This window comes from Hydrogenophaga sp. (assembly GCF_030651625.1).
Taxonomy (GTDB): Bacteria; Pseudomonadota; Gammaproteobacteria; order Burkholderiales; family Burkholderiaceae_C; genus Hydrogenophaga.
The window spans coordinates 1-22,882 of the sequence record NZ_JAUSCF010000010.1 but is presented as its reverse complement, the minus strand read 5'-3'; the positions used below and the strand labels follow the sequence as shown (position 1 = coordinate 22,882).

33 protein-coding genes and 1 pseudogene are annotated in these 22,882 nt (G+C 61.4%); 10 read left to right on the top strand and 24 right to left on the bottom strand.

The window, feature by feature from the left end; all coding sequences use genetic code 11:
• Positions 1 to 31 precede the first annotated feature (31 nt).
• The 4 genes from Q7V46_RS04320 to Q7V46_RS04305 all read right to left on the bottom strand — a co-directional run bounded on the left by Q7V46_RS04320 (position 32) and on the right by Q7V46_RS04305 (position 2,380).
• Positions 32 to 502, bottom strand: a complete 471-nt coding sequence (locus Q7V46_RS04320) for a F0F1 ATP synthase subunit B (RefSeq protein ID WP_304912284.1) — start codon at positions 500 to 502, stop codon at positions 32 to 34.
• A 128-nt stretch (positions 503 to 630) separates the two neighbouring features.
• Entirely contained in the window at positions 631 to 876 is a 246-nt protein-coding gene (gene atpE / locus Q7V46_RS04315) for a F0F1 ATP synthase subunit C (RefSeq protein WP_304912283.1), read from the bottom strand.
• A gap of 84 nt (positions 877 to 960) precedes the next feature.
• The gene (atpB, locus tag Q7V46_RS04310) at positions 961 to 1,830 is read right to left on the bottom strand and encodes a F0F1 ATP synthase subunit A (RefSeq protein WP_304912282.1); all 870 of its coding nucleotides are present in this window, start codon (positions 1,828 to 1,830) and stop codon (positions 961 to 963) included.
• Between the two features lie 22 nt (positions 1,831 to 1,852).
• The gene (locus Q7V46_RS04305) at positions 1,853 to 2,380 is read right to left on the bottom strand and encodes an ATP synthase subunit I (RefSeq protein ID WP_304912281.1); all 528 of its coding nucleotides are present in this window, start codon (positions 2,378 to 2,380) and stop codon (positions 1,853 to 1,855) included.
• 132 nt (positions 2,381 to 2,512) lie between these two features.
• Between Q7V46_RS04305 and Q7V46_RS04300 the strand changes: the two genes are divergently transcribed.
• The 4 genes from Q7V46_RS04300 to lipA are packed head-to-tail and all read left to right on the top strand — an operon-like array spanning position 2,513 to position 5,478.
• Positions 2,513 to 3,415, top strand: coding sequence for an aminotransferase class IV (locus Q7V46_RS04300; RefSeq protein ID WP_304912280.1), 903 nt, complete (start codon positions 2,513 to 2,515; stop codon positions 3,413 to 3,415).
• A 19-nt stretch (positions 3,416 to 3,434) separates the two neighbouring features.
• Positions 3,435 to 3,719, top strand: a complete 285-nt coding sequence (locus Q7V46_RS04295) for a DUF493 family protein (protein ID WP_304912279.1) — start codon at positions 3,435 to 3,437, stop codon at positions 3,717 to 3,719.
• A gap of 3 nt (positions 3,720 to 3,722) precedes the next feature.
• Positions 3,723 to 4,418 (top strand): lipoyl(octanoyl) transferase LipB, encoded by a 696-nt coding sequence (lipB, locus tag Q7V46_RS04290; RefSeq protein WP_304912278.1) that lies wholly within the window; start codon positions 3,723 to 3,725, stop codon positions 4,416 to 4,418.
• A gap of 28 nt (positions 4,419 to 4,446) precedes the next feature.
• The gene (gene lipA, locus Q7V46_RS04285) at positions 4,447 to 5,478 is read left to right on the top strand and encodes a lipoyl synthase (protein WP_304912277.1); all 1,032 of its coding nucleotides are present in this window, start codon (positions 4,447 to 4,449) and stop codon (positions 5,476 to 5,478) included.
• A 15-nt stretch (positions 5,479 to 5,493) separates the two neighbouring features.
• Here the strand turns inward: lipA and Q7V46_RS04280 are convergent, their stop codons facing one another.
• Positions 5,494 to 5,973, bottom strand: a complete 480-nt coding sequence (locus Q7V46_RS04280) for a DUF4124 domain-containing protein (protein WP_304912276.1) — start codon at positions 5,971 to 5,973, stop codon at positions 5,494 to 5,496.
• Between the two features lie 452 nt (positions 5,974 to 6,425).
• Between Q7V46_RS04280 and Q7V46_RS04275 the strand changes: the two genes are divergently transcribed.
• Complete coding sequence (locus tag Q7V46_RS04275; RefSeq protein ID WP_304912275.1) at positions 6,426 to 7,283, top strand: DMT family transporter; 858 nt, start codon at positions 6,426 to 6,428, stop codon at positions 7,281 to 7,283.
• Between the two features lie 63 nt (positions 7,284 to 7,346).
• On the opposite strand, the gene ptsP is transcribed toward Q7V46_RS04275, so the two are convergent.
• The 5 genes from ptsP to Q7V46_RS04250 form a co-directional block, all read right to left on the bottom strand.
• Positions 7,347 to 9,110, bottom strand: a complete 1,764-nt coding sequence (gene ptsP / locus Q7V46_RS04270) for a phosphoenolpyruvate--protein phosphotransferase (protein WP_304912274.1) — start codon at positions 9,108 to 9,110, stop codon at positions 7,347 to 7,349.
• 94 nt (positions 9,111 to 9,204) lie between these two features.
• Positions 9,205 to 9,474, bottom strand: a complete 270-nt coding sequence (locus tag Q7V46_RS04265; RefSeq protein WP_304912273.1) for an HPr family phosphocarrier protein — start codon at positions 9,472 to 9,474, stop codon at positions 9,205 to 9,207.
• Positions 9,443 to 9,889, bottom strand: coding sequence for a PTS sugar transporter subunit IIA (locus Q7V46_RS04260; protein WP_304912272.1), 447 nt, complete (start codon positions 9,887 to 9,889; stop codon positions 9,443 to 9,445). Before Q7V46_RS04260 ends, Q7V46_RS04265 begins: the two co-directional genes overlap by 32 nt.
• Before the next feature lie 165 nt (positions 9,890 to 10,054).
• A complete protein-coding gene (locus Q7V46_RS04255) occupies positions 10,055 to 11,311 on the bottom strand; it encodes a nitrate/nitrite transporter (RefSeq protein ID WP_304912324.1) in 1,257 nt (418 codons plus the stop codon).
• Positions 11,312 to 11,397: 86 nt separating this feature from the next.
• Complete coding sequence (locus tag Q7V46_RS04250; RefSeq protein ID WP_304912271.1) at positions 11,398 to 11,898, bottom strand: hypothetical protein; 501 nt, start codon at positions 11,896 to 11,898, stop codon at positions 11,398 to 11,400.
• Between the two features lie 143 nt (positions 11,899 to 12,041).
• Here Q7V46_RS04250 and Q7V46_RS04245 point away from each other — a divergent pair, with 143 nt between their 5' ends.
• The 3 genes from Q7V46_RS04245 to Q7V46_RS04235 all read left to right on the top strand — a co-directional run bounded on the left by Q7V46_RS04245 (position 12,042) and on the right by Q7V46_RS04235 (position 14,483).
• Entirely contained in the window at positions 12,042 to 13,307 is a 1,266-nt protein-coding gene (locus Q7V46_RS04245; RefSeq protein WP_304912270.1) for a CaiB/BaiF CoA-transferase family protein, read from the top strand.
• Positions 13,308 to 13,354: 47 nt separating this feature from the next.
• Entirely contained in the window at positions 13,355 to 13,786 is a 432-nt protein-coding gene (locus Q7V46_RS04240; protein WP_304912269.1) for a thioredoxin fold domain-containing protein, read from the top strand.
• 172 nt (positions 13,787 to 13,958) lie between these two features.
• Positions 13,959 to 14,483, top strand: a complete 525-nt coding sequence (locus tag Q7V46_RS04235; protein ID WP_304912268.1) for a TlpA disulfide reductase family protein — start codon at positions 13,959 to 13,961, stop codon at positions 14,481 to 14,483.
• Positions 14,484 to 14,571: 88 nt separating this feature from the next.
• Here Q7V46_RS04235 and Q7V46_RS04230 read toward each other — a convergent pair whose 3' ends face one another.
• On the bottom strand, positions 14,572 to 15,024 hold the full coding sequence (locus tag Q7V46_RS04230) for a cytochrome c (protein ID WP_304912267.1): 453 nt from the start codon (positions 15,022 to 15,024) through the stop codon (positions 14,572 to 14,574).
• A gap of 150 nt (positions 15,025 to 15,174) precedes the next feature.
• Here Q7V46_RS04230 and Q7V46_RS04225 point away from each other — a divergent pair, with 150 nt between their 5' ends.
• Together Q7V46_RS04225 and Q7V46_RS04220 are read left to right on the top strand one after the other, a co-directional pair.
• Positions 15,175 to 15,843 (top strand): cytochrome b/b6 domain-containing protein, encoded by a 669-nt coding sequence (locus Q7V46_RS04225; RefSeq protein ID WP_370690278.1) that lies wholly within the window; start codon positions 15,175 to 15,177, stop codon positions 15,841 to 15,843.
• A gap of 75 nt (positions 15,844 to 15,918) precedes the next feature.
• Positions 15,919 to 16,410, top strand: coding sequence for a GNAT family N-acetyltransferase (locus tag Q7V46_RS04220; RefSeq protein WP_304912265.1), 492 nt, complete (start codon positions 15,919 to 15,921; stop codon positions 16,408 to 16,410).
• A 61-nt stretch (positions 16,411 to 16,471) separates the two neighbouring features.
• Here the strand turns inward: Q7V46_RS04220 and Q7V46_RS04215 are convergent, their stop codons facing one another.
• The 13 genes and pseudogenes from Q7V46_RS04215 to Q7V46_RS04155 all read right to left on the bottom strand — a co-directional run.
• Entirely contained in the window at positions 16,472 to 16,981 is a 510-nt protein-coding gene (locus Q7V46_RS04215; protein ID WP_304912264.1) for a peroxiredoxin, read from the bottom strand.
• A 134-nt stretch (positions 16,982 to 17,115) separates the two neighbouring features.
• Positions 17,116 to 17,385, bottom strand: a complete 270-nt coding sequence (gene rpsQ / locus Q7V46_RS04210) for a 30S ribosomal protein S17 (RefSeq protein ID WP_304912263.1) — start codon at positions 17,383 to 17,385, stop codon at positions 17,116 to 17,118.
• Between the two features lie 11 nt (positions 17,386 to 17,396).
• Positions 17,397 to 17,603, bottom strand: a complete 207-nt coding sequence (gene rpmC, locus Q7V46_RS04205; RefSeq protein WP_304912262.1) for a 50S ribosomal protein L29 — start codon at positions 17,601 to 17,603, stop codon at positions 17,397 to 17,399.
• A 16-nt stretch (positions 17,604 to 17,619) separates the two neighbouring features.
• Positions 17,620 to 18,036, bottom strand: coding sequence for a 50S ribosomal protein L16 (gene rplP, locus Q7V46_RS04200; protein ID WP_304835037.1), 417 nt, complete (start codon positions 18,034 to 18,036; stop codon positions 17,620 to 17,622).
• A gap of 2 nt (positions 18,037 to 18,038) precedes the next feature.
• Positions 18,039 to 18,917 carry a 30S ribosomal protein S3 gene (gene rpsC / locus Q7V46_RS04195; protein ID WP_304912261.1) on the bottom strand — a complete coding sequence of 293 codons (879 nt, stop codon included), beginning with the start codon at positions 18,915 to 18,917 and terminating at the stop codon, positions 18,039 to 18,041.
• 15 nt (positions 18,918 to 18,932) lie between these two features.
• Positions 18,933 to 19,268: a 50S ribosomal protein L22 gene (gene rplV / locus Q7V46_RS04190; protein WP_304912260.1), complete on the bottom strand. Its 336-nt coding sequence runs from the start codon at positions 19,266 to 19,268 to the stop codon at positions 18,933 to 18,935.
• A 9-nt stretch (positions 19,269 to 19,277) separates the two neighbouring features.
• Complete coding sequence (rpsS, locus tag Q7V46_RS04185; RefSeq protein ID WP_304912259.1) at positions 19,278 to 19,553, bottom strand: 30S ribosomal protein S19; 276 nt, start codon at positions 19,551 to 19,553, stop codon at positions 19,278 to 19,280.
• Between the two features lie 11 nt (positions 19,554 to 19,564).
• A complete protein-coding gene (gene rplB / locus Q7V46_RS04180) occupies positions 19,565 to 20,395 on the bottom strand; it encodes a 50S ribosomal protein L2 (RefSeq protein WP_304912258.1) in 831 nt (276 codons plus the stop codon).
• A 2-nt stretch (positions 20,396 to 20,397) separates the two neighbouring features.
• On the bottom strand, positions 20,398 to 20,712 hold the full coding sequence (gene rplW / locus Q7V46_RS04175) for a 50S ribosomal protein L23 (protein WP_304912257.1): 315 nt from the start codon (positions 20,710 to 20,712) through the stop codon (positions 20,398 to 20,400).
• A complete protein-coding gene (gene rplD / locus Q7V46_RS04170; protein ID WP_304912256.1) occupies positions 20,709 to 21,329 on the bottom strand; it encodes a 50S ribosomal protein L4 in 621 nt (206 codons plus the stop codon). The genes rplW and rplD overlap by 4 nt, the downstream gene beginning before the upstream one ends.
• The gene (gene rplC / locus Q7V46_RS04165; RefSeq protein WP_304912255.1) at positions 21,329 to 22,003 is read right to left on the bottom strand and encodes a 50S ribosomal protein L3; all 675 of its coding nucleotides are present in this window, start codon (positions 22,001 to 22,003) and stop codon (positions 21,329 to 21,331) included. The genes rplD and rplC overlap by 1 nt, the downstream gene beginning before the upstream one ends.
• Positions 22,004 to 22,390: 387 nt before the next feature.
• Positions 22,391 to 22,705, bottom strand: a complete 315-nt coding sequence (gene rpsJ, locus Q7V46_RS04160; RefSeq protein ID WP_068174613.1) for a 30S ribosomal protein S10 — start codon at positions 22,703 to 22,705, stop codon at positions 22,391 to 22,393.
• Positions 22,706 to 22,716: 11 nt separating this feature from the next.
• A pseudogene (locus Q7V46_RS04155) lies at positions 22,717 to 22,882 on the bottom strand (elongation factor Tu); the annotation flags it as partial.

The window sequence follows — 22,882 nt, the reverse complement described above, 5'->3', positions numbered from 1 at the left end:
GGGTGAATGCGGAATGCGAAGGAAGAACCGGTCAGAGCTCGGTCTTCAAGCGACCCAGCAACTCGGCGTGAACGCCGGCGTTGACTTCGCGCTTGAGAATCTGCTCTGCGCCTTTGACGGCGAGCGCGGCGACTTCTTCGCGCAATGCCTCGCGTGCCTTGAGCACCTGGGCCTGGGCTTCCTGATGGGCAGCCGCCACGATCTTGGCGGCTTCATCGGTTGCTCTGGCCTTGGCCTCTTCGATCACGGTCTGGGCACGGCGTTCGGCATCTGCCAGGCGCGTCGCGGATTCGTTGCGCGACTGGCTCAACTCTTCCTCCACCCGTTTGTTGGCCACGGCCAGTTCGGCTTTGGCTTTCTCGGACGCGGCCAGACCTTCGGAAATCTTCAACGCACGCTCATCAAGTGCCTTGGCAATCGGGGGCCACACGAATTTCATCGTGAAGAGCACCAGAATCGCGAAAACGATGGCCTGCGCAAAGAGGGTTGCATTGATATTCATCGCAACGCCTTTCTGTGTTTTGACAAGAGTGGTGACGCACTTGCTGCCGCCAAACCGGGTGGTCGTGGTGACGGCGCATGGCCATCACCTTTACAAACCACCGCCGTATGGGGGGACAGCAAACCCGATTACAGCGTGAAGGGGTTGGCGAAGGCGAACAGCAGGGCAATGGCCACACCGATCAGGAAGGCCGCGTCAATCAGACCGGCCAGAATGAACATCTTGGTCTGCAGGTCGTTCATCAGTTCAGGCTGACGTGCAGACGATTCCAGAAATTTGCCGCCCATCAGCGCGATACCGATGGATGCGCCAACGGCGCCCAGACCGACGATGAGACCGCAAGCCAGTGCGACAAGACCCAGAACGTTTTCCATGATGACTCCTATGTGGTGGAAGTAAGTTGAGAAAGAAAAGAACGAAACGAAAACGGGAACGGCAGCGCCGAAAATCAGCGCGCGTTAGTGAGCGTCATGCGCCTGGCCGAGGTAAATCAGAGCCAGCATCATGAAGATGAACGCCTGCAAGGTGATGACCAGAATGTGAAAGATGGCCCACACTGTACCGGCGATGAGATGCCCGACGAAGAACAGGCCCCCGCTGAGCGACAGGGCGGCGTAACCACCCAGCAGCGCGATCAGCATGAACACCAGTTCACCCGCGAACATGTTGCCAAACAACCGCATGCCATGCGACACCGTCTTGGCAACGAACTCGATCATCTGCATCAGGAAGTTGACCACACCCAGCAGCAAGGCCCAGATCGGATTCTTGCTGGTGCCAAACGGTGCGCTCACAAGTTCATGCGCCCAGCCACCCAGGCCCTTGATCTTCACGTTGTAGTAAATGCACAGCAGCAGCACAGACACCGACAGACCCAGCGTGGTGGAAAGGTCAGCGGTGGGCACCACGCGCAAATAGTCGGGGTAACCCATGGCCGGGCCAGCAATGTGCCACGCGGAAGGCAGCAGATCCACTGGCAGCAGATCCATGAAGTTCATCATGAAGATCCAGCAGAACACCGTGAGAGCCAACGGCGCAATGACCTTGCGGCTGGTGGCATTGTGGATCACGGACTTGGCCTGGGTGTCGACCATCTCTACCAGAATTTCAACGGCTGCCTGGAAGCGCCCCGGCACGCCGGCAGTGGCCTTGCGCGCTGCCAGCCACAAAACAAAACACACCAGTGCACCCAGAATCACATTCACCACCACCGAATCGATGTTGATGACCGAGAAATCCACGATGGACTCCTGCTTCTTGTTGCTCAGGTGGACCAGGTGGTGACGGATGTACTCACCTGGGGTAGGACCGATTCCTTCAGTAGCCATGTTCGTTCGCGCCAATCAACCGTTATTTATCGTTTGAACGCCCGGTCTGGACCCAGAGCCCAAACCAGTACACCTTGAGAGCCAACACCAGGCCGATCAAAAGACCCACCCAACTGAGGTCCGGCACCACCATCGGGGCCGACCACAACATGCCGACCGCCAACAGAATCTTGACGCCTTCCCAAAGCAGAAAACCGGCAAAGGCGGCCTGCGCAAACCCCGCCAACATGCGGGCGATTGCACTCGACGTGATGCCGTAGACCATCAGGGCCGAAGGAATCACCACCGAGGCCGCACCGTACAGGACCGACCAGCCAACCGAGGCCGATTGCGTCAGCAACCAGGCCACCGCTCCCGCTGCCAGTCCCACCAGCAACTGCCATCCAACCAAGCGCCACAGGGACACTGCAGGCTGCCTGGCCCGCCACTGTCGCGCCTGTTCACGCGTCAGTGGCTTGAATTCGTCTTCTTGCGACCCATCTTCCCATTCGCGGTCCCTGTTGTCTTTCGCCTCTATCGGGGCTGTCTGTGCCCTCGGCATTCTGGTCATGGCGGATTACAAGCAGGTTACAAATGTGAACATCTTCGCAAAGCCGCTCATTATACGTAGAAACCCCAGCGTGCCGTCAAGCCGCCGGGCCGGAGCACTCCTGCGCCCTGATGCCGTCCGATAATTGCGCACATGATCGTTTCCGGCGCGACCGCACCCCCGTCCCTTCCTGAGAGCTTGTGCTACCTGAACGGGGCGTATACCCGTGTCTGCGATGCCAAGATCAGTGTTCTGGATCGCGGCTTCATTTTTGGCGACGGGATCTACGAGGTGTTGCCCGCTTACGAGGGCCGCATTTTCCGCTTTGATCAACACATGGCCCGCCTGGAGCGATCGCTTGCAGAACTGCGCATACCCAATCCGATGGGCAGCGAAGAATGGCTCGCCATCGCACGCAAGTTGATTCAGTCGCTCAGCGGCTCCGCGAACCAGATCATCTACATCCAGGTCACGCGGGGCGTGGCTCCGCGCGATCACGTCATGCCGCCAGGCCTGAGCCCCACGGTGTTCGTGATGATCAGCGAAATGAAGCTGGCCTCGCCCGCCCAGCGCGAACATGGTGTTGCCTGCGTGAGCGCCGACGACTTCCGCTGGCAAAAGGCGCACATCAAGAGCACCAGTCTGCTCGGCGCTGTGCTTGCCCGCCAGATCAGCGCCGATGTGGGTGCGGTGGAGACCGTGATGTACCGAGACGACTGCCTCAGCGAAGCTGCCGCCAGCAACGTCTGGGTGGTGAAAGATGGTGTGGTGATGGGGCCACCCAAGGACAACCTCGTGCTCGAAGGCATCCGGTTTTCACTGATTGAAGAGATCTGCCGCGAAGAGGCCATCCCTTATCAGCTGCGGCGCATTTCGCGCGAAGAGGTGCTCGGCGCCGATGAGCTCTTGCTGTCTTCGGCGACAAAAGAGGTCTTGCCCATCACCACACTCGACGGAAAGCCTGTGGGAAACGAAGGCACCCGCGGTCGCCCCGGGCCAGTGTATGAGCGCCTCTACGCGGGCTATCAGCGCGCCAAAGCCACGCAATGCATTTGAGGCCATCTGAGGAATGAGCATGGAACAGCCCCAAGAGATCCCGCCCGATCAGTCACTCATCGAGTACCCCGTGCACTTCCCTATCAAGGTGATGGGCGCGAACACCCCCGAATTCTTGGCCGCCATGGTGCACATTGCGCGGGCGTTCGACCCGGCGTTTGACGAAAGCAAGGTGGAGCAGCGGCCCAGCAGGGCGGGCAACTACCTGGGCCTCACCTTGACGGTTTTCGTGTCCAGCCGCGAACAGCTCGATGAGCTGTACCGCACACTCACCACACATCCCTTGGCGAAGTATGTGCTCTAGGGCATGTTGACGATCCGTCATCTCGGCCTCGCCGACTACCCGCCTGTCTTCGAAGCCATGCAGGCGTTCACCCTTGAGCGCAGGCCAGAGACCGCGGATGAACTCTGGGTCTGTGAGCACCCGCCTGTGTTCACCCAAGGCCTGGCAGGCAGCCAAGACCATCTGCTGTTTCCCGGTGACATCCCGGTGGTGAAAACCAATCGTGGGGGGCAAGTGACCTACCACGGGCCAGGACAGGTGGTGGTGTATCCGTTGATCGATCTTCAGCGCGCAGGCTATTACGTGAAGGAATTCGTCTACCGCGTCGAAGAAGCGGTGATCCGCTCGCTCGATCATTTCGGCGTGACGGGACATCGCGTGGCAGGCGCCCCCGGCATCTATGTGCGGCCGGACGACCCGGCCAGCCATGCCCTGCTGCCGCAGAGGCCACAGAAAACGCTGTCCGGTGCAGAGCGCAGCGAACCCGACTTCACCGGCCTGGGAAAGATTGCCGCCCTGGGCATCAAGGTGAGCCGGCATTGCACGTACCACGGTGTGGCGCTGAACGTGGCCATGGACCTGCGGCCCTTTGAGCGCATCAACCCTTGCGGGTATGCCGGTCTCAAAACCGTGGACCTTTCTACAATCGGGGTGACTGCTTCCTGGGATGAAGCGGCTCAGGTTCTGAGCCAGAAGCTTGCAGCCACCCTTGCCCCCTGATCCAACCAGCGCCACCGGCGCTCCTGCCATGACCCGCACAGACTCTTCTCTGGCCACCGACCACCCTGCGGCCGCAGACACCGTTCGCGCAGCCCAGCCGGCCGCAACCTACGACGCCTCTGCCAAACAGAAGAGCCAGGCCAAGACCTCGCGCATTCCGATCAAGATCGTGCCTGCCGAGACGCTGAAGAAACCGGACTGGATCCGCGTGAAGGCAGGCAGCCCCAGCACCCGCTTCTACGAAATCAAGGACATCCTGCGCGCCAACAAACTGGTCACGGTGTGTGAGGAGGCCAGTTGCCCCAACATCGGTGAATGTTTTGGCAAGGGCACGGCGACTTTCATGATCATGGGCGACAAGTGCACCCGCCGCTGCCCGTTCTGCGACGTGGGCCATGGCCGCCCGGACCCGCTGGACGTGAACGAACCCGAGAACCTGGCCAAGACCATTGCCGCGCTCAAGCTCAAGTACGTGGTGATCACCAGCGTTGACCGCGACGACCTGCGCGACGGCGGCGCGGGCCATTTCGTGGAATGCATTCGCAGGACGCGCGAGCTCTCACCCGGCACGCAGATCGAGGTGCTGGTGCCCGACTTCCGCGGCCGTGATGAACGCGCCCTGGAGATCCTGAAGGCCGCGCCACCCGACGTGATGAACCACAATCTGGAAACCGCGCCGCGCCTCTACAAGGAAGCGCGCCCGGGCTCCGACTACGCCTTCAGCCTGAACCTGCTCAAGAAATTCAAGGCCTTGTTCCCGAATGTGCCCACCAAAAGTGGCCTGATGGTGGGCCTGGGCGAGACCGACGAAGAGATCCTGCAGGTGATGCGGGACATGCGCGCGCATGGCATCGACATGCTCACCATTGGCCAGTATCTGGCTCCCAGCGGCCACCACCTCCCGGTGCGCCGCTATGTGCACCCGGACACCTTCAAGATGTTCGAGACCAAAGCCTACGAAATGGGATTCACCCACGCCGCCGTGGGCGCGATGGTACGAAGCAGCTACCACGCCGACCAGCAGGCGCACGGGGTGTTGGCGGCAGCGGGGAAAAGCTGATCTGGTTGACTCTCTTCAGTCTCTGTAGGGCCCGCACTGGCCCTCGGGGCTGGCGATCTCATTGCAGTGATCGAAGGCTTCCGGCTTGATGCCTCCCCCCACGGTTCGAAAAGGACCAAAACACGCCTCACTTTCGCGGTACAGGCGCCACCTGGTTGCGCAATCTGAAGAGGCGGTCACGCGTTCAACAGGTCGCTTGACCGGCGGCGTCGAAAGCGGAGGAGCTGGGGCCTCCTGCACTGCCGATGGCGCGACTTTGTCGTCCCGGGCGCGTGCCTTTTCAAGATCCACTCGCTGTTCGGCCTCTCGCTGCTGTTCTGGCGTCAATTCGTATTGCCGGGAATCAATGCGGGTGGCAGTGTCCTTGTATCTGTCTGGAACCACGTCGGACAGGTGCGTGCGACCGCTCTCATCGACCCAGCGGTAGATGTCGGAAGCTTGCGTTTGTCCAAGCCCCAAGAAGAGAACCAAGAGCAGGCAACTTCGTGTGCGCATGCGACTCCCCGTCAAAGAAACCCGGGTGGGATGCAGAAGACGACCGGTGCATCGGACGCTCCCAACCACATCCCTTTCTTCAGGCCAATGTAGCAAGAAGCCAGACCTTTCGGAAGGGGCCACAGCACCGTACAACGGTGCCGGGCCACCACCCATGCAGTCGCACACTGAGCGCCTGTCCTTCAACTCGGCCCGTGTACATTCCTGCCGATGCAGTACCGTGACGTGAAAACCCATGCAGCCCGGGCAGCGCTGCCCGACGCCGATGGCCATTGCGGGCGGCACTTTCTGCAGTGCAATGTGCACGCCGTCGGCGGCTGGCCCCCATGCCGTCCTTCCGGGTTTGTTGAGATGTTGCCCAGGGTTTCATTGAGGCACGGGATCTGCCCACCTCTTCCGTAGCAAATCTGCAGCCTCATGCTTCGTCAATCCATGTTTCCGATGGCTCTTTCATGAACGCCAACCTCTTCGCCCTGAGCGCCATCGTGCTCTGGGCATCGCTCGCCGCGCTTGGCGTGTCCCTGTCGCATGTTCCCGCCTTTCTGCTCACGGGACTGGCGCTGCTCGCGGGCAGCCTGATCGCTCTGCCCCTGTCCCGGTTCGACCTGCGCCAGTGGCGAGTGCCGTTGCCCACGCTCGCTCTTGGCATCTATGGCCTGTTTGGTTTTCACTTCCTGCTGTTCATCGCGCTGCGCCATGCGCCACCGGTACAGGCGAACCTGGTCAACTACCTCTGGCCACTGGGCATCGTGGTGATGGCACCGCTGTTTCTGCCCGGCGTGTCCCTCACCGCGCGACACCTGCTGGCGGCCTTGATGGGTTTTGCCGGGGCCGCGCTGGCCATTCTGGGTGGACGCTCGGACGGCGGTTATGGGGTGGTCTGGGCCTGGGGCTATCTGCCCGCGCTGGGTTCGGCCTTCATCTGGGCCAGCTATTCACTGCTGACCCAGCGCGTACGGCGCTTTCCCACGGCCGCCATCGGCAGCTTTGCGCTGGCATCGGGCCTGTTGTCGCTGCTGTGCCATGCCTGGCTGGAACCCGCCACCACGCTGTCAATGCGGGACGGTGTCCTCATCGCCTTGCTGGGGCTGGGTCCGCTGGGCGGTGCGTTTTTTCTTTGGGACGCGGCGCTCAAGCGAGGCGACGCGCGACAGATCGGCGTTTTGAGCTTTCTGACGCCGCTGCTGTCCACGCTCACGCTGTTGTGGATGCGGGAAGAAACGCCCAGTGTGTCGGTGGTGCTGGGTGCGGTGATGATCATCGCCGCTGCGGTGATGGCGACCTTCAAGGGTCGCTCGGTTTCTGCCTGAAGTCACGCTCAACTGACCTGGATTGAGAGGGCGCTTGTCAAAACCGCTCAGGCCACCTCGAGATCAGTCTGTCATCAGGGCGGCAGGGTCATCCGCAGACAACACATTCTGCGCCCACGCCTGCAGCCTAGACGTGTCGCAACGCAGAATCTGCTGCTTGACGGCCAGAATCTGCGAGGGGTGCATGGAAAAACTCCGCAGGCCCAGCCCCAGCAGCAGGCGCGTCATCGTGACGTCGCCCGCCATCTCGCCGCACACACTCACGCTCTTGTCCCACGCTTGGCATTGCGCAATGGTGCCGGCGATGAGTTGCAACACGGCCGGATGCACCGGGTCATAGAGATGGGAGACCGCTTCGTCGGCGCGATCGATGGCCAGCGTGTACTGGATCAGATCGTTGGTGCCGATGGACAGGAAGTCGAAATGTCTCAGAAACAAGGGGACGGTGAGCGCGGCGGCGGGCACCTCGATCATGGCACCCATGCGCAACGGGCCATAAACCATGCCACGCGCGTCCAGCTGTTCGCGGGCCTTGTCCACCAGGGCCAGGGTCTGGCGAATCTCACCGGCGTGCGCCAGCATGGGTATCAGCAGGTTGACCGAACCGTGTGCCGCTGCCCGGAGGATGGCGCGCAACTGCACCAGGAACATGGCGGGTTCGGCCAGGCTCCAGCGAATGGCACGCAACCCCAGTGACGGATTGAGGTGATCGTCAGCGGGCCTTGTGCTTCGGTCCAGCGGTTTGTCGGCGCCCACGTCCACGGTCCGGATGGTCACGGGCAGCCCCTGCATGCCCTCGGCCGCGCGGCGGTAGGCCTGGTACTGCTCTTCTTCGTCGGGCAGCTTGCCATTGCGACCCATGAACAGGAATTCGCTGCGAAAAAGGCCCACGCCCACAGCGCCGGCCTTGAGTGCGCCCACGGCGTCTTCGGGTTGTTCGATGTTGGCCAGCAGTTCGATTTTTTGCCCGTCCAGCGTGACGGCCGGTGTGTTCTTCAATCGAGAAAGTCGTTCACGCTCGACCTCGCCCTGACGCTGTTTGGCACCATACTCTGCCAGCAGCACGGGGGATGGATCGATCACAACGACACCCGCGTCGCCATCAATGATGACCCAGTCATCCTGCCGGATCACCTGGCTGGCCGACCGCGCACCGACCACGGCGGGTATGTCCATGCTGCGGGCGACGATGGCGGTGTGGCTGGTCTTGCCACCGACATCGGTCACGAAACCGGTGAACACGCTTTGCTTGAACTGCAGCATGTCGGCAGGAGAAAGGTCGTGTGCGATCAGCACAAGGGGAATGTCGTCCACTGCGTCCGCAAGAGCCTGCGGGCCGGCACCTTTCACAGGCGGAGCGACCACCGGTGATGCCACGCCGCGCATGGTCCGCAGCATGCGCTCCACCACCTGCTCGAGATCGGCCTTGCGCTCCCTCAGGTAGGGGTCTTCCATTTCGTCGAACTGGCGGGCAATGATCTCCAGTTGCGCGGTCAGTGCCCACTCGGCGTTGTAGTGGCGCTCCAGAATCCAGTGCTTGACGCCGCTGATCAGCTGTTCGTCCTGCAGCAGCATCAGGTGCACGTCAAGCAAGGCAGTGAGTTCGGGATGGGCGTCGTTCGACCCCAGTTCATGAAGACCCTGCTGCACACGCCCGATCTCTTCGGCCACGGCATTGCGCGCAGCCCGCAGGCGTTCAATCTCGACCAGGCACTGGTCGGCCGGCACGAAGTAGTGCGCCACATCCAGGCGACTGGACGAGACGATGACCGCGCGCCCGATCGCCACGCCACGCGATACCGCGAGTCCGTGAACGACAAACGTCATGGCCTGACCTCTGGTGCGTAACGGCACCCGCTCAGCACACGACCAGGAATGGTGGCGCGTGTGGCGCCTTCGGAAAAGGTCGGCGCGATCACACTCACTCTCCTTCGCCGAACCTGTCGTTGATGAGTGCGATCAGTGCGTCCATGGCGACCTGCTCGTCAGGACCCGTGGTCTCCACTTCGACCGTGCTGCCCATACCGGCAGCGAGCATCATGACGCCCATGATGCTCTTGGCGTTGACGCGGCGATCGCCGCGCGACATCCAGACCTCGCTGGCGAAGCTGCCAGCGAGTTTGGTGAGTTTGGCCGAGGCGCGTGCATGCAGCCCCAGCTTATTGCTGATGGTCACGGTGGTCTTGATCATGGGTGGCTCGTCGGGCCTGGTTCTGAGGTGCGGTAACGGCCACCTGGATCACGCCCTGGGTGGCACCAATCATCGCGCGCGAAACCAGCGCGTCCAGCGATTCGTGACGGTACGACACCGTGCGCAGCAACATGGGCAGGTTCACCCCTGCAATGAGCTTGGATCGCACCCCATCGACCAGCTTCTGCGCCACATTGCAGGGCGTGGCACCGAACACGTCGGTCACGACCAGGGCTTGCGGCGAGGTGGACTGGCGCATCATGGCGCGCGCCTGAGCCAGCGTTTCTTCGGGGGGCATGTTGGGTTGAACATCGAGTGCGATCACCGCATCGGTCGCGTCCGGAAACACATGCAGCACGCATTGGCGCAAGGCCGAAGCCAGCGGCGCGTGGGCAATGATGAAGATGCCGTTCATGGGCGTGAGTTTAGGGCAAGGGATGCTCTTCAACACCCCGGCCGTACACGCAGCTGTCGCAGACCAACTCAATACTTTCGCCAGACCGGCATTTCCTCACTGAAGCACGACCAGGAATGCAGCCAATGGCGTGAGGACCGATGCAATGGAAGGGCATTTTTTTGCCTATGCGTGCGCACGCTGCCGGTAGGCGCGAAGAAAACCCAGGTAAGCAAGCACACAACAGAACCCAAAGATGGCCACGGCCCCCCGATACTGCGCTGGCTCGCTCCAGCCCAGGAGTGCGAGCGCATCGATCAGCAGACCGATGCCCCACTGCACCACAAAAACACCGGCAAAGATCGCGAGGTTGAAAGCCGAGAGCGCCCGCCCGGCCGCTTCGGCCGGCAAAGCCAAGGCCACGGCGGGCTGCGACAGCGCCACAAATGTGCTGCTGACGCAAAACAGCGCCCACAAGAGCCACCCCGCTCCCTCGCCCAACCACACGATGGACAAGAGCACGCCGAAGCTCAAGGGCAGACCCCAGGCGATCAGGCGCTCCGGCGCCAGCCCTCGCCGCGCCAGTCGGGGATTGATCACGCCCCACAGCCAGAAGGCCGTGAGCATGGACAGGTTGATGCCGAACAGTCCCGCTGCCGCCTGCTGGGCCGAGTAGCCGGCCACGTTCACCATCCAGGGGCCTGCCCAGAGGGTCTGCACCGCCACCATGCCCCCGTAATTGACAAAACCGATGGGCAGCATCTGGCGGAAATAGGGATGGCGCCAGATCAGGCCATATCCCTTCGATGACGCAGCAGGAGGCTCAGTGTCGGAGCCGGGCGTGGCGCCGGAGGTGCGCCACGCAGGCACAGCGACGGCAATGGCCACCATGGAAAAACCGATCAACACGGCCAGTGCCCAGAACAGACCGCGCCACCCGGTCATGGGCATGAGCCACTGCACCGGCAGCGTCGCCGCCACCATGCCCAGCGAACCGGTCATCAGCATCCAGGAGTTGGCGCGCAACTGCGTGGCCGGGTTCAACCAGCGCCGGTAGCCGGTCAGTGGTGCCATGAGACAGGCGCTGACCCCCATGCCGGTGAGCACGCGTGCTGCCAACAGCCCCGCGAAACTGTTGGCCATGGCGAAGGCTGCGCAACCCAATACAGCGACCGAAAGAAAACCGAGAATCACCTTGCGCGGTCCGTGCCGGTCCAGCCAGTTGCCCAGTGGCAACTGGGTCAGCGCAAATCCAAAAAAATAGCCCCCTGCCAGCAAGCCCAGATCGCTGGCATTGAGCGAGAGCTCAACACTGAGCGTGGGCGACAGGGTGGCGGTGATGGCACGGACCAGCGCCGACAGGAAATAGGCGAGCGCAAAAGCCAGGAACACAATGACGGCGGCATTGGGTGCAAGCTGTTCACCACTGGCCGGTGTGGCCATGGGTGTTGAGGCACCCACTGTTCGTCGCTCTGGGGCTGGTGCGCCCTGACGTACGCTGCGCTGGTCGTCTGTCTTGTCATCCGACTTCATGGCAGCCGAAGCCCCTCAAAGAACGGGGTCAACGCCTCATCCGGAAGCGTCGGGCCGTAAACCGCAGCCTGAAAGACCTGTGTGCCTTTGGCGAAATAGGCACCCCGTATTTGCGTGGTCTTGCCCTGCGGGTCTTGTCCTGTGGCTTGAAGGCCCAGCAGATGCTGTGCACCTTTCACTTGTACAGGCCACTCGGTGTTCACGTCGCTTGCGGTGGCCGGGTCCACCCGGATCGCCGCCAGGGACCCGGCACGCCAACCTGCGAGTATCTCGGGCACGCGTGCTTCCCCGGTCACATCTGCCCAGGCCACAACGAACGTTCGCCCTCCCGCTTCGCAGTTGTGCATGTGCATCCGGGTGGGCGCTCCGGCCAGCGGTACTGTGCGCTCTACCAGTTCAGGCTTGCACGGCATGAGCGCCTGCAGGGGTGTTCCGTTCGGGCGCAGGTCACGCCAGTTGAAGGTGGGGCTGCAGGCTCCGAGCAACAACAAACCCATGACGACAGGAAAAGTGGCGGCAAGCGCGCGTGAAGGACGGACCGGACCAAAGGATCTGGAATGCATAGGGCTCGGGGATGCAACGGGCAAGCGACTCGGCATGGGCGACCACCATTTGGGGCCACGTCGAGCACAATCGGGGGATGAACGCTCTGGATGGTATCCGCATACTCGATTTGTCGCGCGTCCTGGCCGGCCCGTGGTGCACGCAAACTCTGGCCGATCTCGGCGCCGACGTGGTCAAGGTTGAGCGCCCGCCTGGCCCCAGCCATCCCGGTGGTGACGATACGCGCGGCTGGGGGCCGCCCTTTTTGCGCGGTCGCGATGGCGACGACACCGCTGAAGCCGCCTATTACCTGGGCGCCAACCGCAACAAACGCTCCATCACCTGTGACATCGCCAACCCGGAGGGCCAGGCGCTGATCCGTGAAATGGTCCGGCACGCACAGGTGTTCGTCGAGAACTACAAGGTGGGCGACATGGCCCGGTACGGCCTCGACTACGCCACACTGAGTGCCATCAACCCCAGCCTGGTGTACTGTTCGATCACCGGCTTCGGGCAGACCGGCCCCTACAAGGACCGCGCCGGCTACGACTTCGCCATCCAGGCCATGGGTGGTCTGATGAGCGTGACTGGCGAGCGCGACGACTTGCCCGGGGGTGGTCCTCAGAAAGTGGGCGTGGCCGTGGCGGATCTGTTCACCGGCCTTTACGCCACCGTGGCGATTCAGGCTGCTCTGCGGCACGCTGAACGCACAGGCCAAGGGCAGCACATCGACATGGCCCTGCTCGACACCCAGGTCGCGATGCTCGCCAACCTCGGCGCCAACTACCTCGTGCGCGGCAAGGAAGACGGCAAGGTGCCCGGCCGGGCCGGCAATGCCCACGCCAACATCGTGCCCTACCAGGTGTTTGAGGTGGCACCCGACGCCGCTGGGCAGGCCCAGCACATCATCCTGGCAGTGGGCAACGACAGCCAGTTTGCGAAGTTCTGTGAAGTGGCAGGGCACACCGAACTGGCCATGGATGAGCGCTTCGCGCGCAACCAGAACCGGGTGCGAAACCGGACTGTGCTCGTACCGCTGCTGGAGGCCATTCTGAAAAAGACGACCAAGGCCGACTGGCTGTCCGCGCTGGAAGCTGCAAAAGTACCCTGTGGACCCATCAACAACCTGGCCGAAGTTTTTGCCGACCAACACGTCGTGTCACGGGAGATGGTGCAGCGTTGGACCCACCCCCTGGCCGATACCGTGGATCTGGTCGCCAGTCCGATGAAGCTCAGCGGCACGCCCGTGCGTTCCGACCTTCCGCCGCCGCTGCTGGGTCAGCATACCGGTGAAGTGCTGGCCGACTGGCTCGACGCGTCTGAGGCGCGATGTTCGGAGCTTCGCAAGCGCGGCGCGATCTGACCGGATTGCACCGCAGTTTCACACCCGACACACCACCCATACCCGCCATGACAGAACAAGCATCCACCGTAGCCAGGCCCAAGCCATCGGCCTTGCCCTTGCCTACTTCGTTGAAAGCTGCAGCGAGTCGCGCCGCTGGCAAGGGGCAGCCGCTGGTGGTGATGACAACGCTCGAGGGCTGCCCCTACTGCGAAGTGGTGCGCAACCACTACCTCTTGCCCATGTTTATCTCGGGTGAGATTGAGGCAGTGCAGATCGATGTATTGGACAAGCGCCGCAATCTCCAGAATTTCGAAGGTGAGCTCACTTCCCCGGCCGAACAGGCACGCACATGGAAAGCACGATTCACTCCGACCGTGCTGTTTTTTGATGCCCGGGGTCAAGAGGTTGCCGAGCGCCTGGTGGGGATGGCCCTGCCCGATTTCTACGGCGCTTACCTTGACGCGCGACTCCGTGAAGCACGTGCCAAATTCAAGTGAACAGGATCTGATTCGTTCAGCGTTGGTATGTTCAGCAGGATTTCCGACTGCACCAGAACTTTGATGGTGCAGCGCACTCAACCAGAATAACCATCCCCGGAACAGCGGGTGTCACTCAGAACCTTCGGCTTGGGGTCCGCTGGCCCAGGCCCCCAGCCTCATGGAAGTGCCAATGCCTTTGTTTTCTTCACTTGCATCCCATCGACGCTCTTCGCTGCGCCTTTTGGCTGGCATCGGCATCGCCGCAGCGTTGGGGCTGGTCGGCTGCGCAGGCAAAGAAGCCGCGCCAGCGTCCACTTTTGTTCTTCTCGATGGTTCATCCACCACGACCGCCGACCTCAAGGGCAAGGTCATGCTGGTGAATTTTTGGGCCACCACTTGCGTCACGTGCGTCAAGGAAATGCCCGCACTCGCGTCCACGTACAACAAATACCAGAGCCAGGGGTTTGAAACGCTGGCCGTCGCCATGGACTACGACCCACCAGCATGGGTCGTGAACTTCGCTCAGACCCGCCAGCTCCCGTTCAAGGTGGCCATCGACAACACGGGTGAGATCGCGCGCGCCTGGGGCGACGTGAGACTCACCCCCACCACCTTCCTGATCGATCGCCAGGGTCGGATTGTCAAACGCTATGTGGGTGAGCCCGATTTCACCGCACTGCACCAATTGATCGAAAAATTGCTGGCTCAGACCTGAGGCTGTGTGCAGCCCCTCTTCGTGAAAGAGCCGAACCCTTTCGAGTCCGGCTCGTTTATGAACACCAGGGAGATCGATTCGCTGTTGTTCAATCCTTGCGGTAGACGTCGTGACAGGCCTTGCACGATTGACCTACGGCACCGAACGCCGCCTTCACCGCGTCAAGGTTTCCGGTCTTTGCCGCAGCTGACAGCTTGGCTGTCTCGACCTGCAGCTTCTCGGCGCCCTCTTTGAACTTGACCTGTTCGGTCCAGATTTCTGGCTTCGCACGGGTATCGCCCTTGTCTGTGCCCGCCAGAAAGCCCTCCCATGGAAGTGCGCTCATGGTTTCCACGATGGCCGCGCTGTTGGCCGCTGCCGTGGCGTCGAAAGGAACCCTGCCATTGGCCATGGCTCCGATGCGGCTGAAGTGGGTCCCCATGACTGTGAACGCGGCTTTTCGGTATTTGACGGCGTCGTCCGGTCTCTGAAACTGCGCGACTGCGGGCGCTGCCAGCGACGCGATGAGGGCGCCTGCGGCAAGGGATGCGAAGACTTTCATGGTTTCTCCTGATGGGGGTTGGAGGTTTCGGGCGGCTGGTTTCCCATCGCCGTGATCCCCGTTTTCTCTTCAAAGTTCCACGGGAACCCTTTTCCTGTGTATCTTCTCGGACATGTTTCTTGGTTTCTCAGCGCCCAGTTGGACATGAACATGCACGCCATCCGAGTCTGGGATCTTCCCACCCGCTTGTTTCATTGGTCGCTGGCGGCCTGTGTCATCGGCCTCGTGGTCAGCGGCAGTGTCGGTGGCAACTGGATGAACTGGCATTTGCGACTGGGCTACGCCGTCTTGACGCTGCTGCTGTTTCGCCTGGTGTGGGGCTTTGTCGGCGGCCATTGGTCCCGTTTTTCGAGTTTTCTTTTTGGCCCTGGGGTCTTGATCGCCTACCTTCGGGGTCGGTCAGAGCCGGTCCACCGGGTCGGTCATACGCCCCTGGGAGCACTTTCGGTTTTTGCGCTGCTTGCTGTGCTGCTGGTGCAGGTGGGTTCTGGCCTGATCAGCGACGACGAGATCGCTTTCTTCGGACCGCTGGTGGGATGGGTCTCAGGCGACACGGTGCGCTCTGCCACCAGCTACCACAAGAACGTTGGCAAGTTCCTCATTCTCGGTCTGGTGCTTCTGCATCTGCTGGCCATCGCGTTCTACAAGGTCGTCAAGAAACAAGGTCTTGTGCAGCCCATGCTCCTGGGTGACAAGAAGGTCGATGAAGCCGTCCCTGCGGCAAAAGACACCCTGGGCACCCGCCTGCTCGCTCTCGTGGTTCTGGTTGGCTGTGGCCTCGTGGTCAACTGGGTGGTCGGGCAAGGCGGTGGTTTCTGAGACTGGGACGGATTCCTGGGTGGCGTTGTGTGGGGTAGACTGCATTCCCGCTGCGCAAGCACCTCAGCACCGACTGTGAACGCGACACCTCAACTCATCCTGAAGCCGGCCCTTTCCACCGACGAGACCGAGGCGGCCCGCGCGCTGTTCATCGACTACCAGGCCGATCTGGGTATCGATCTCTGTTTCCAGGGCTTCGCCTCAGAGTTGGAAAATCTTCCAGGCGAATATTCGGAACCCTCGGGTGCGCTGGTGCTGGCGTTTGTGGACGGCATGCCGGCAGGCTGCTGCGCGCTGAGACCTCTGGTGCACAGCGATCATTTGAATGCCTGCGAAATGAAACGACTCTTTGTGCGCCGGGCGTTTCGCGGCTTTGGACTGGGGCGGCTGCTCGTGGAGGAGGTCATCTCGCGCGCCCGTCTGGCGGGCTACACCACCATGCTGCTTGACACGCTCAGCGACATGGAGTCGGCCCGTGCGCTGTACCAGGAAGCAGGCTTCTACGAGGTGGCGCCGTACTATCACAACCCCATCGCAGGAGCGCATTACCTCAAGGTCGACCTGTAGCAAGGCCAGATCGAGGGAGGTCAAGCAAGCAGGCTCGGGCCTCCGAAAGCCTGCTTGAAGGTCAGAGGGCCTTGACCTGGGCCAGCAACGTGGCGGCGTCACTCACTTCGAATTTGCCGGGCGCCTCGATGTTCAATGTCTTGACGACACCGTCGCGCACCAGCATGGAATAACGGTTGCTGCGCAAACCCATGCCACGCCCGGTCAGGTCCAGGGTCAGGCCGGTGGCCTTGGCGAAGTCGGCACTGCCATCCGCAAGCATGCGGACTTTTTCACCGGTTTTCTGGTCACGCGCCCATGCACCCATCACGAAAGCATCGTTGACGCTCAGGCACCAGATTTCGTCCACCCCCGCCGCTTTCAGTTCATTGAAGGCTTCCATGTACCCTGGAACATGCTTGGCCGAACAGGTCGGTGTGAATGCGCCAGGCAGGGCGAACACTGCGATGGTCTTTCCTGCACTCGCCGCTTTGGTGTCCACGGGGTTCGGGCCGATGCTGCAGCCGTTGCCCTCGACTTCGCTGTACTCCATCAACGTGGTTGCCGGAATCTGTTCACCAATCTGAATCATCTGCTGCTCCTCTGGGTTCGGTTGGCCTGCAAGGCCTGTAGAAAGGACCTGACCCATACGGGTCCGGAAAAAGAAAAAGCGACCGAGATTGTCGGTCGCTTTTCGGTATCGCGCTGAGGTCAGCGCAACAGCACTTAAACCAGCGCTGCCTTTTGCACCAGTCGGCTGGCCACCCAGTTCTTGGTCTTCGACAACGGACGGCTTTCAGTGATCTCGATCAAGTCGCCCATCTTGTACTCGCCGTTTTCGTCGTGCGCGTGATACTTGCTCGACTTGGCCACGATCTTGTCATAGAGCTCGTGCTTGACGCGGCGCTCCACCAGCACCGTCACGGTCTTGGCACGCTTGTCACTGACCACCTTGCCAACCAAGGTGCGCTTGAGGGATGTTTTAGCTTCCGTCATGGTTTCGCTCCTTATTTGCCGGCTGCCGCAGCACGCTGCTGCTCGGCCAGAATGGTCTTGGCACGGGCAATGGCGCGACGCGTCTCGCCCAGCGTGGCATTGTTGTTGAGTTGTTGCGTGGCTTTCTGCATGCGAAGGCCGAAATGGGCCTTCTGCAGTGACTTCACCTCGGCCTCAAGGCCAGCAACATCCTTTTTGCGCAATTCAGCAGTTTTCATCTTGAGTTCTCCTGAATCACTGGCCCAGCAAGCGCGTCACAAACGTGGTGCGCAGGGGGAGTTTGGCCGCAGCCAGGGTGAAAGCTTCACGGGCCAGCTGTTCGGGCACGCCAACGATTTCATAGAGCACCTTGCCGGGCTGGATTTCGGCCACGTAGTACTCGACCGAACCTTTGCCGTTGCCCATACGGACTTCGGCAGGCTTGTTCGAAATTGGCTTGTCCGGGAACACGCGAATCCAGATTCGGCCGCCACGCTTGACATGGCGGGAGATCGCACGGCGTGCGGCCTCGATCTGACGGGCTGTGAGGCGGCCGCGGTCGGTGGATTTCAGACCGAAATCGCCAAAGGCCACGGTCGCGCCACTGGTGGCGACACCCGTGTTACGGCCTTTTTGCTCTTTACGGTACTTGCGACGAGCAGGTTGCAACATGTTTATTCTCCTTTGCCGTCCGCAGCTGCAGGTGCGGGTGCGTCTTTGCGAACGCGCTTAACGGCGGGTTTGGTATCGGCGCCATCGGTGGCAATGGCGGGCTTGTCGCTGCCATCGGCCGGAGCGGCATTGGCGCCAGGGCGGCGAACTGCGGCGCGGGCAGGAGGACCTGCTGGACGCTCGCGGCGCGGACCACGTGGACGGCGATCTTCTTCGGAGCGAGGGGCTTCAGCGGCCACAGGCGCATCATTGCGACCCAGGGTATCGCCCTTGTAGACCCAGACCTTGACACCAATGATGCCGTAGGTGGTCTTGGCTTCGGACGTGCCGTAATCGATGTCGGCGCGCAGGGTGTGAAGCGGCACGCGACCTTCGCGGTACCACTCACAACGAGCAATTTCAATGCCGTTCAAGCGACCCGACGACATGATCTTGATGCCTTGTGCACCCAGACGCATGGCGTTTTGCATCGCACGCTTCATGGCGCGACGGAACATGATGCGCTTTTCCAGCTGCTGCGTGATGCTGTCGGCAATCAGTTTGGCATCGATTTCGGGCTTGCGCACTTCTTCGATGTTGACCGCAACCGGCACGCCCAACTTGGCGGCCAGTTCTTTCTTCAGCTTCTCGATGTCCTCGCCTTTCTTGCCGATCACCACGCCCGGACGTGCCGAGTAGATGGTGATGCGTGCGTTCTTGGCGGGGCGCTCGATCACGACGCGCGAAACGGCGGCGTTCTTCAGCTTGCCCTTGAGGTACTCGCGAACCTTGATGTCTTCGGCCAGCATGCCGGCGAAATCGCGGTTGCTTGCGTACCAGCGGCTGGCCCAGTTGCGCGAAACTGCGAGGCGGAACCCGGTAGGGTTGATTTTCTGTCCCATATTCCTGTGACCTCTTCAGTTGCCAACCGTCACGTAGATGTGACACGTGGGTTTGCTGATGCGGTTGCCGCGGCCTTTGGCGCGGGCCGAGAAGCGCTTGAGCGTGGTGCCTTGTTCGACGTAGATGGTTGTCACCTTCAGTTCGTCGATGTCGGCGCCATCGTTGTGTTCAGCGTTGGCGATGGCCGATTCGAGCGCCTTCTTGACGATGCCAGCGGCTTTCTTCTGCGTGAACGCCAGAATGTTCAGTGCCTGGTCGACCTTCTTGCCACGAATCAGGTCGGCAACCAGTCGGCCCTTGTCCACCGACAGGCGCACGCCTCGAACGACAGAGCGGGTTTCTGTTGTCATGGTTAATCCTTACTTCTTGGCTTTTTTGTCGCCCGGATGACCCTTGAACGTGCGGGTCAGCGAAAACTCGCCGAGCTTGTGGCCGACCATCTGGTCGGTGATGTACACGGGTACGTGCTGCTTGCCGTTGTGCACGGCAATGGTCAGGCCGATGAAGTCGGGCAGGATCATGGAGCGGCGCGACCAGGTCTTGACCGGCTTTTTGTCCTTGGTGGACTGGGCCTTTTCAACCTTGGCCATCAGGTGATGGTCAACGAAGGGGCCTTTTTTGAGTGAACGAGTCATGATGTCAACCCTTACTTCTTGCTCTTGCGACGCGACACGATCATGGACTGCGTACGGCGGTTGTTGCGGGTACGGTAGCCCTTGGTCAGGTTGCCCCACGGATCCACCGGCGCGCGACCTTCACCGGTCTTGCCTTCACCACCACCGTGCGGGTGGTCGATCGGGTTCATCGCGGTACCGCGAACGGTCGGGCGAATGCCCATGTGACGCTTCACACCGGCCTTGCCCAACTGGCGCAGGCTGTGTTCCTGGTTGGACACTTCGCCGATGGTGGCGCGGCAGTCCACGTGGACCTTGCGGACCTCGCCGGAGCGCATGCGAACCTGGGCGTAGATGCCTTCGCGGGCCAGCAGCACGGCAGAAGCACCAGCAGAACGGGCGATTTGTGCGCCCTTGCCGATTTGCAGCTCGATGCAGTGGATGGTGGAGCCCACCGGGATGTTGCGGATCGGCAGGGTATTGCCCACACGAATCGGCGACTCCGAGCCGGACAGCAGGGTGGCACCCACTTCAACGCCACGTGGGGCGATGATGTAGCGGCGCTCGCCGTCGGCGTAGCACATCAGCGCAATGTGCGCCGTGCGGTTCGGGTCGTATTCGATGCGCTCAACCTTGGCCGGGATGCCATCTTTGTCACGACGGAAGTCGACGACGCGGTAGTGGTGCTTGTGACCACCGCCCTTGTGGCGAACCGTGATGTGACCGTTGTTGTTGCGGCCGGCTTTCTGGAACTGAGGCTCCAGCAGCGGCGCAAAACCTTCACCTTTGTGGAGGTGGTCACGCGTGACCTTCACCATGCCGCGACGGCCTGGTGAGGTGGGTTTCATCTTGATGACAGCCATGATTAAACGCCCTCCCCGCCGAAGTTCAGTTCCTGACCCGGCTTGAGGGTCACATAGGCTTTGCGCACGTGGTCACGGCGACCCATAGTCTTGCCGAAACGCTTCGCTTTGCCCTTCTGGTTGAGCACGGACACACCCGCGACTTCCACCTTGAACATCATTTCCACTGCGGCCTTGATCTCTGGCTTGCTGGCATCGCGCAGCACCTTGAACAACACAGCGTTGGATTTTTCAGCGACCATGGTGGCCTTTTCCGACACGATGGGCGCAACCAGCACCTGCATCAGTCGGCCTTCGTCGTATTTCGTGACGCTCATGCGAACATCTCCTTGAGCTGGTCGATGGCGCCCTTGGTGACGATCACCTTCTTGTAGTGCACCAGCGACACCGGATCGGCGTAGCGTGGCTCGACGATCAGAATGTTGGGCAGATTGCGCGAAGCCAGGTACAGGTTTTCGTCGACTTCTTCGGCGATCACCAGAACCGACTGCAGGTTCATGGTCTTGAACTTGTCGGCCAGCTGCTTGGTCTTGGGCGAGTCCACCTTCATGGAATCCACCACGGCCAGACGGCCTTCACGCACCAGTTGCGAGAAGATGGAGGCCATGCCGGCGCGATACATCTTCTTGTTGATCTTCTGGGTGAAATTTTCGTCCGGGCTGTTCGGGAAAATGCGACCGCCTCCGCGCCAGATGGGCGAGGAAGTCATACCGGCGCGCGCGCGGCCGGTGCCTTTTTGCTTGAACGGCTTCTTGGTCGAGTGCTTGACCATCTGACGGTCTTTTTGCGCACGCGTACCTTGGCGGGCGTTGGCCTGATAAGCCACCACCAGTTGGTGAATCAGCGATTCGTTGTAGTCGCGACCAAACACGGTTTCGGGCACGTCCACATTTGAAGATGCCTGACCCTGGTCATTGAGGAGTTCAACTTGCATCAGTTTGCTCCCTTGTTGACTTTGGCTTTGATGGCGGGACGCACGGTCACGAAGCCACCGGGGGCGCCAGGCACGGCACCGCGGATCATCAGCAGCTGACGGCTTTCGTCAACACGGAAGATGTCCAGGTTCTGGATGGTCTTGGTGACATCACCCATGTGGCCGGTCATTTTCTTGCCAGGGAACACGCGACCTGGATCCTGCGCCATCGAGATCGAGCCGGGCACGTTGTGCGAACGGCTGTTGCCGTGCGAAGCGCGCTGGGACTTGAAATTGTGGCGCTTGATGGTGCCGGCGAAGCCTTTACCGATCGAGGTACCTTGCACATCCACCTTCTGGCCAGCCGCGAAGATCGCGTTGGCAGCCACCACGGCACCGGGCTGGTACTGTGAAGCCACATCGGAAGCGACGCGAAATTCCTGGATGATTTCGCCCGCTTCGACACCGGCCTTGGCCAGATGTCCCGCTGCGGGCTTGGTGACGCGGGATGCGCGACGCGACCCGAAGGTCACCTGCAGCGCGTCATAGCCATCGTTGGCTTGAGTTTTGACTTGTGTCACACGGTTGTTCGACACGTCGACCACCGTGACAGGAACTGCGTCCCCGTCATCGGTGAACAGGCGCATCATGCCCACCTTGCGACCCAACAACCCGAGGGAGTTGCTAAGACTCATTGTTTTCTCCGTTCCCGACTTCAATTGGCCGGGGCTGATGGTGCATCGATTTCCCCGAAGGGCACCGACACGTTTTAGACACACGGCCCGCATCATTGACAGACCGCATCGGCAAAGCCGAACTCACCGGACCGAAATCCGGAAAAGCCTGCCAGTATAACCAGCAGGCTCTGTTTTGGCAAGCAAGCTCCCAAAAACCGCCGGCGCGTGTGGCCTCAAAGACCTTGCGCCGGGCCGCCCCAGGCAAGGTCAGCCCCCTCGGGGGGCAGCGACCCGCGCAAGCGGCGGTGCGTGGGGGCCACAGACCTTGCGCCGGGCCGCCCCAAGCAAGGTCAGCCCCCTCGGGGGGCAGCGACCCGCGCAGTGGCGGAGCGTGGGGGCTGCTGCTTACTGAAGCTTGATCTCTACGTCCACACCGGCTGGCAGATCGAGCTTCATCAGGGCGTCCACCGTTTTGTCGGTCGGGTCCACGATGTCCATCAGACGCTGGTGCGTGCGGATTTCCAACTGATCGCGGCTCGTCTTGTTGACGTGGGGCGAACGCAGGATGTCGAAACGCTTCATGCGCGTCGGCAGGGGCACGGGGCCCTTGACGATGGCGCCGGTGCGCTTGGCGGTGTCGACGATCTCAGCGGCAGAGGTATCGATCAGCTTGTAATCGAAGGCCTTGAGGCGAATGCGGATTTTTTGCTTGGAAGACATGTGGATGCTCCTTAAGCAAGAATCTTGGCCACGACGCCGGCGCCAACGGTACGACCACCTTCGCGGATGGCGAAGCGCAGGCCTTCTTCCATGGCGATGGGGTTGATCAGCTTCACAGTGATCGACACGTTGTCACCCGGCATGACCATTTCCTTGCCTTCTGGCAGCTCGATCGAG

Bases quoted from the DNA above. Each gene is read 5' to 3' on its own strand.
- Q7V46_RS04225 (WP_370690278.1), top strand. From the start codon at position 15,175: ATGCACGCCATCCGAGTCTGGGATCTTCCCACCCGCTTGTTTCATTGG.
- Q7V46_RS04230 (WP_304912267.1), bottom strand. From the start codon at position 15,024: ATGAAAGTCTTCGCATCCCTTGCCGCAGGCGCCCTCATCGCGTCGCTG.
- Q7V46_RS04235 (WP_304912268.1), top strand. From the start codon at position 13,959: ATGCCTTTGTTTTCTTCACTTGCATCCCATCGACGCTCTTCGCTGCGC.
- rpsS (WP_304912259.1), bottom strand. From the start codon at position 19,553: ATGACTCGTTCACTCAAAAAAGGCCCCTTCGTTGACCATCACCTGATG.
- Q7V46_RS04265 (WP_304912273.1), bottom strand. From the start codon at position 9,474: ATGATCAAGACCACCGTGACCATCAGCAATAAGCTGGGGCTGCATGCA.
- rpsJ (WP_068174613.1), bottom strand. From the start codon at position 22,705: ATGTCTTCCAAGCAAAAAATCCGCATTCGCCTCAAGGCCTTCGATTAC.
- rplC (WP_304912255.1), bottom strand. From the start codon at position 22,003: ATGAGTCTTAGCAACTCCCTCGGGTTGTTGGGTCGCAAGGTGGGCATG.
- ptsP (WP_304912274.1), bottom strand. From the start codon at position 9,110: ATGACGTTTGTCGTTCACGGACTCGCGGTATCGCGTGGCGTGGCGATC.
- rpsC (WP_304912261.1), bottom strand. From the start codon at position 18,917: ATGGGACAGAAAATCAACCCTACCGGGTTCCGCCTCGCAGTTTCGCGC.
- rplB (WP_304912258.1), bottom strand. From the start codon at position 20,395: ATGGCTGTCATCAAGATGAAACCCACCTCACCAGGCCGTCGCGGCATG.
- rplD (WP_304912256.1), bottom strand. From the start codon at position 21,329: ATGCAAGTTGAACTCCTCAATGACCAGGGTCAGGCATCTTCAAATGTG.
- Q7V46_RS04280 (WP_304912276.1), bottom strand. From the start codon at position 5,973: ATGCGCACACGAAGTTGCCTGCTCTTGGTTCTCTTCTTGGGGCTTGGA.
- rplV (WP_304912260.1), bottom strand. From the start codon at position 19,268: ATGACAACAGAAACCCGCTCTGTCGTTCGAGGCGTGCGCCTGTCGGTG.
- Q7V46_RS04260 (WP_304912272.1), bottom strand. From the start codon at position 9,889: ATGAACGGCATCTTCATCATTGCCCACGCGCCGCTGGCTTCGGCCTTG.
- Q7V46_RS04295 (WP_304912279.1), top strand. From the start codon at position 3,435: ATGGAACAGCCCCAAGAGATCCCGCCCGATCAGTCACTCATCGAGTAC.
- Q7V46_RS04320 (WP_304912284.1), bottom strand. From the start codon at position 502: ATGAATATCAATGCAACCCTCTTTGCGCAGGCCATCGTTTTCGCGATT.
- Q7V46_RS04305 (WP_304912281.1), bottom strand. From the start codon at position 2,380: ATGACCAGAATGCCGAGGGCACAGACAGCCCCGATAGAGGCGAAAGAC.
- rplW (WP_304912257.1), bottom strand. From the start codon at position 20,712: ATGAGCGTCACGAAATACGACGAAGGCCGACTGATGCAGGTGCTGGTT.
- Q7V46_RS04240 (WP_304912269.1), top strand. From the start codon at position 13,355: ATGACAGAACAAGCATCCACCGTAGCCAGGCCCAAGCCATCGGCCTTG.
- rplP (WP_304835037.1), bottom strand. From the start codon at position 18,036: ATGTTGCAACCTGCTCGTCGCAAGTACCGTAAAGAGCAAAAAGGCCGT.
- Q7V46_RS04255 (WP_304912324.1), bottom strand. From the start codon at position 11,311: ATGGCCACACCGGCCAGTGGTGAACAGCTTGCACCCAATGCCGCCGTC.
- atpE (WP_304912283.1), bottom strand. From the start codon at position 876: ATGGAAAACGTTCTGGGTCTTGTCGCACTGGCTTGCGGTCTCATCGTC.
- Q7V46_RS04245 (WP_304912270.1), top strand. From the start codon at position 12,042: ATGAACGCTCTGGATGGTATCCGCATACTCGATTTGTCGCGCGTCCTG.
- lipB (WP_304912278.1), top strand. From the start codon at position 3,723: ATGTTGACGATCCGTCATCTCGGCCTCGCCGACTACCCGCCTGTCTTC.
- Q7V46_RS04275 (WP_304912275.1), top strand. From the start codon at position 6,426: ATGAACGCCAACCTCTTCGCCCTGAGCGCCATCGTGCTCTGGGCATCG.
- Q7V46_RS04215 (WP_304912264.1), bottom strand. From the start codon at position 16,981: ATGATTCAGATTGGTGAACAGATTCCGGCAACCACGTTGATGGAGTAC.
- Q7V46_RS04300 (WP_304912280.1), top strand. From the start codon at position 2,513: ATGATCGTTTCCGGCGCGACCGCACCCCCGTCCCTTCCTGAGAGCTTG.
- Q7V46_RS04250 (WP_304912271.1), bottom strand. From the start codon at position 11,898: ATGGGTTTGTTGTTGCTCGGAGCCTGCAGCCCCACCTTCAACTGGCGT.
- atpB (WP_304912282.1), bottom strand. From the start codon at position 1,830: ATGGCTACTGAAGGAATCGGTCCTACCCCAGGTGAGTACATCCGTCAC.
- rpsQ (WP_304912263.1), bottom strand. From the start codon at position 17,385: ATGACGGAAGCTAAAACATCCCTCAAGCGCACCTTGGTTGGCAAGGTG.
- lipA (WP_304912277.1), top strand. From the start codon at position 4,447: ATGACCCGCACAGACTCTTCTCTGGCCACCGACCACCCTGCGGCCGCA.
- rpmC (WP_304912262.1), bottom strand. From the start codon at position 17,603: ATGAAAACTGCTGAATTGCGCAAAAAGGATGTTGCTGGCCTTGAGGCC.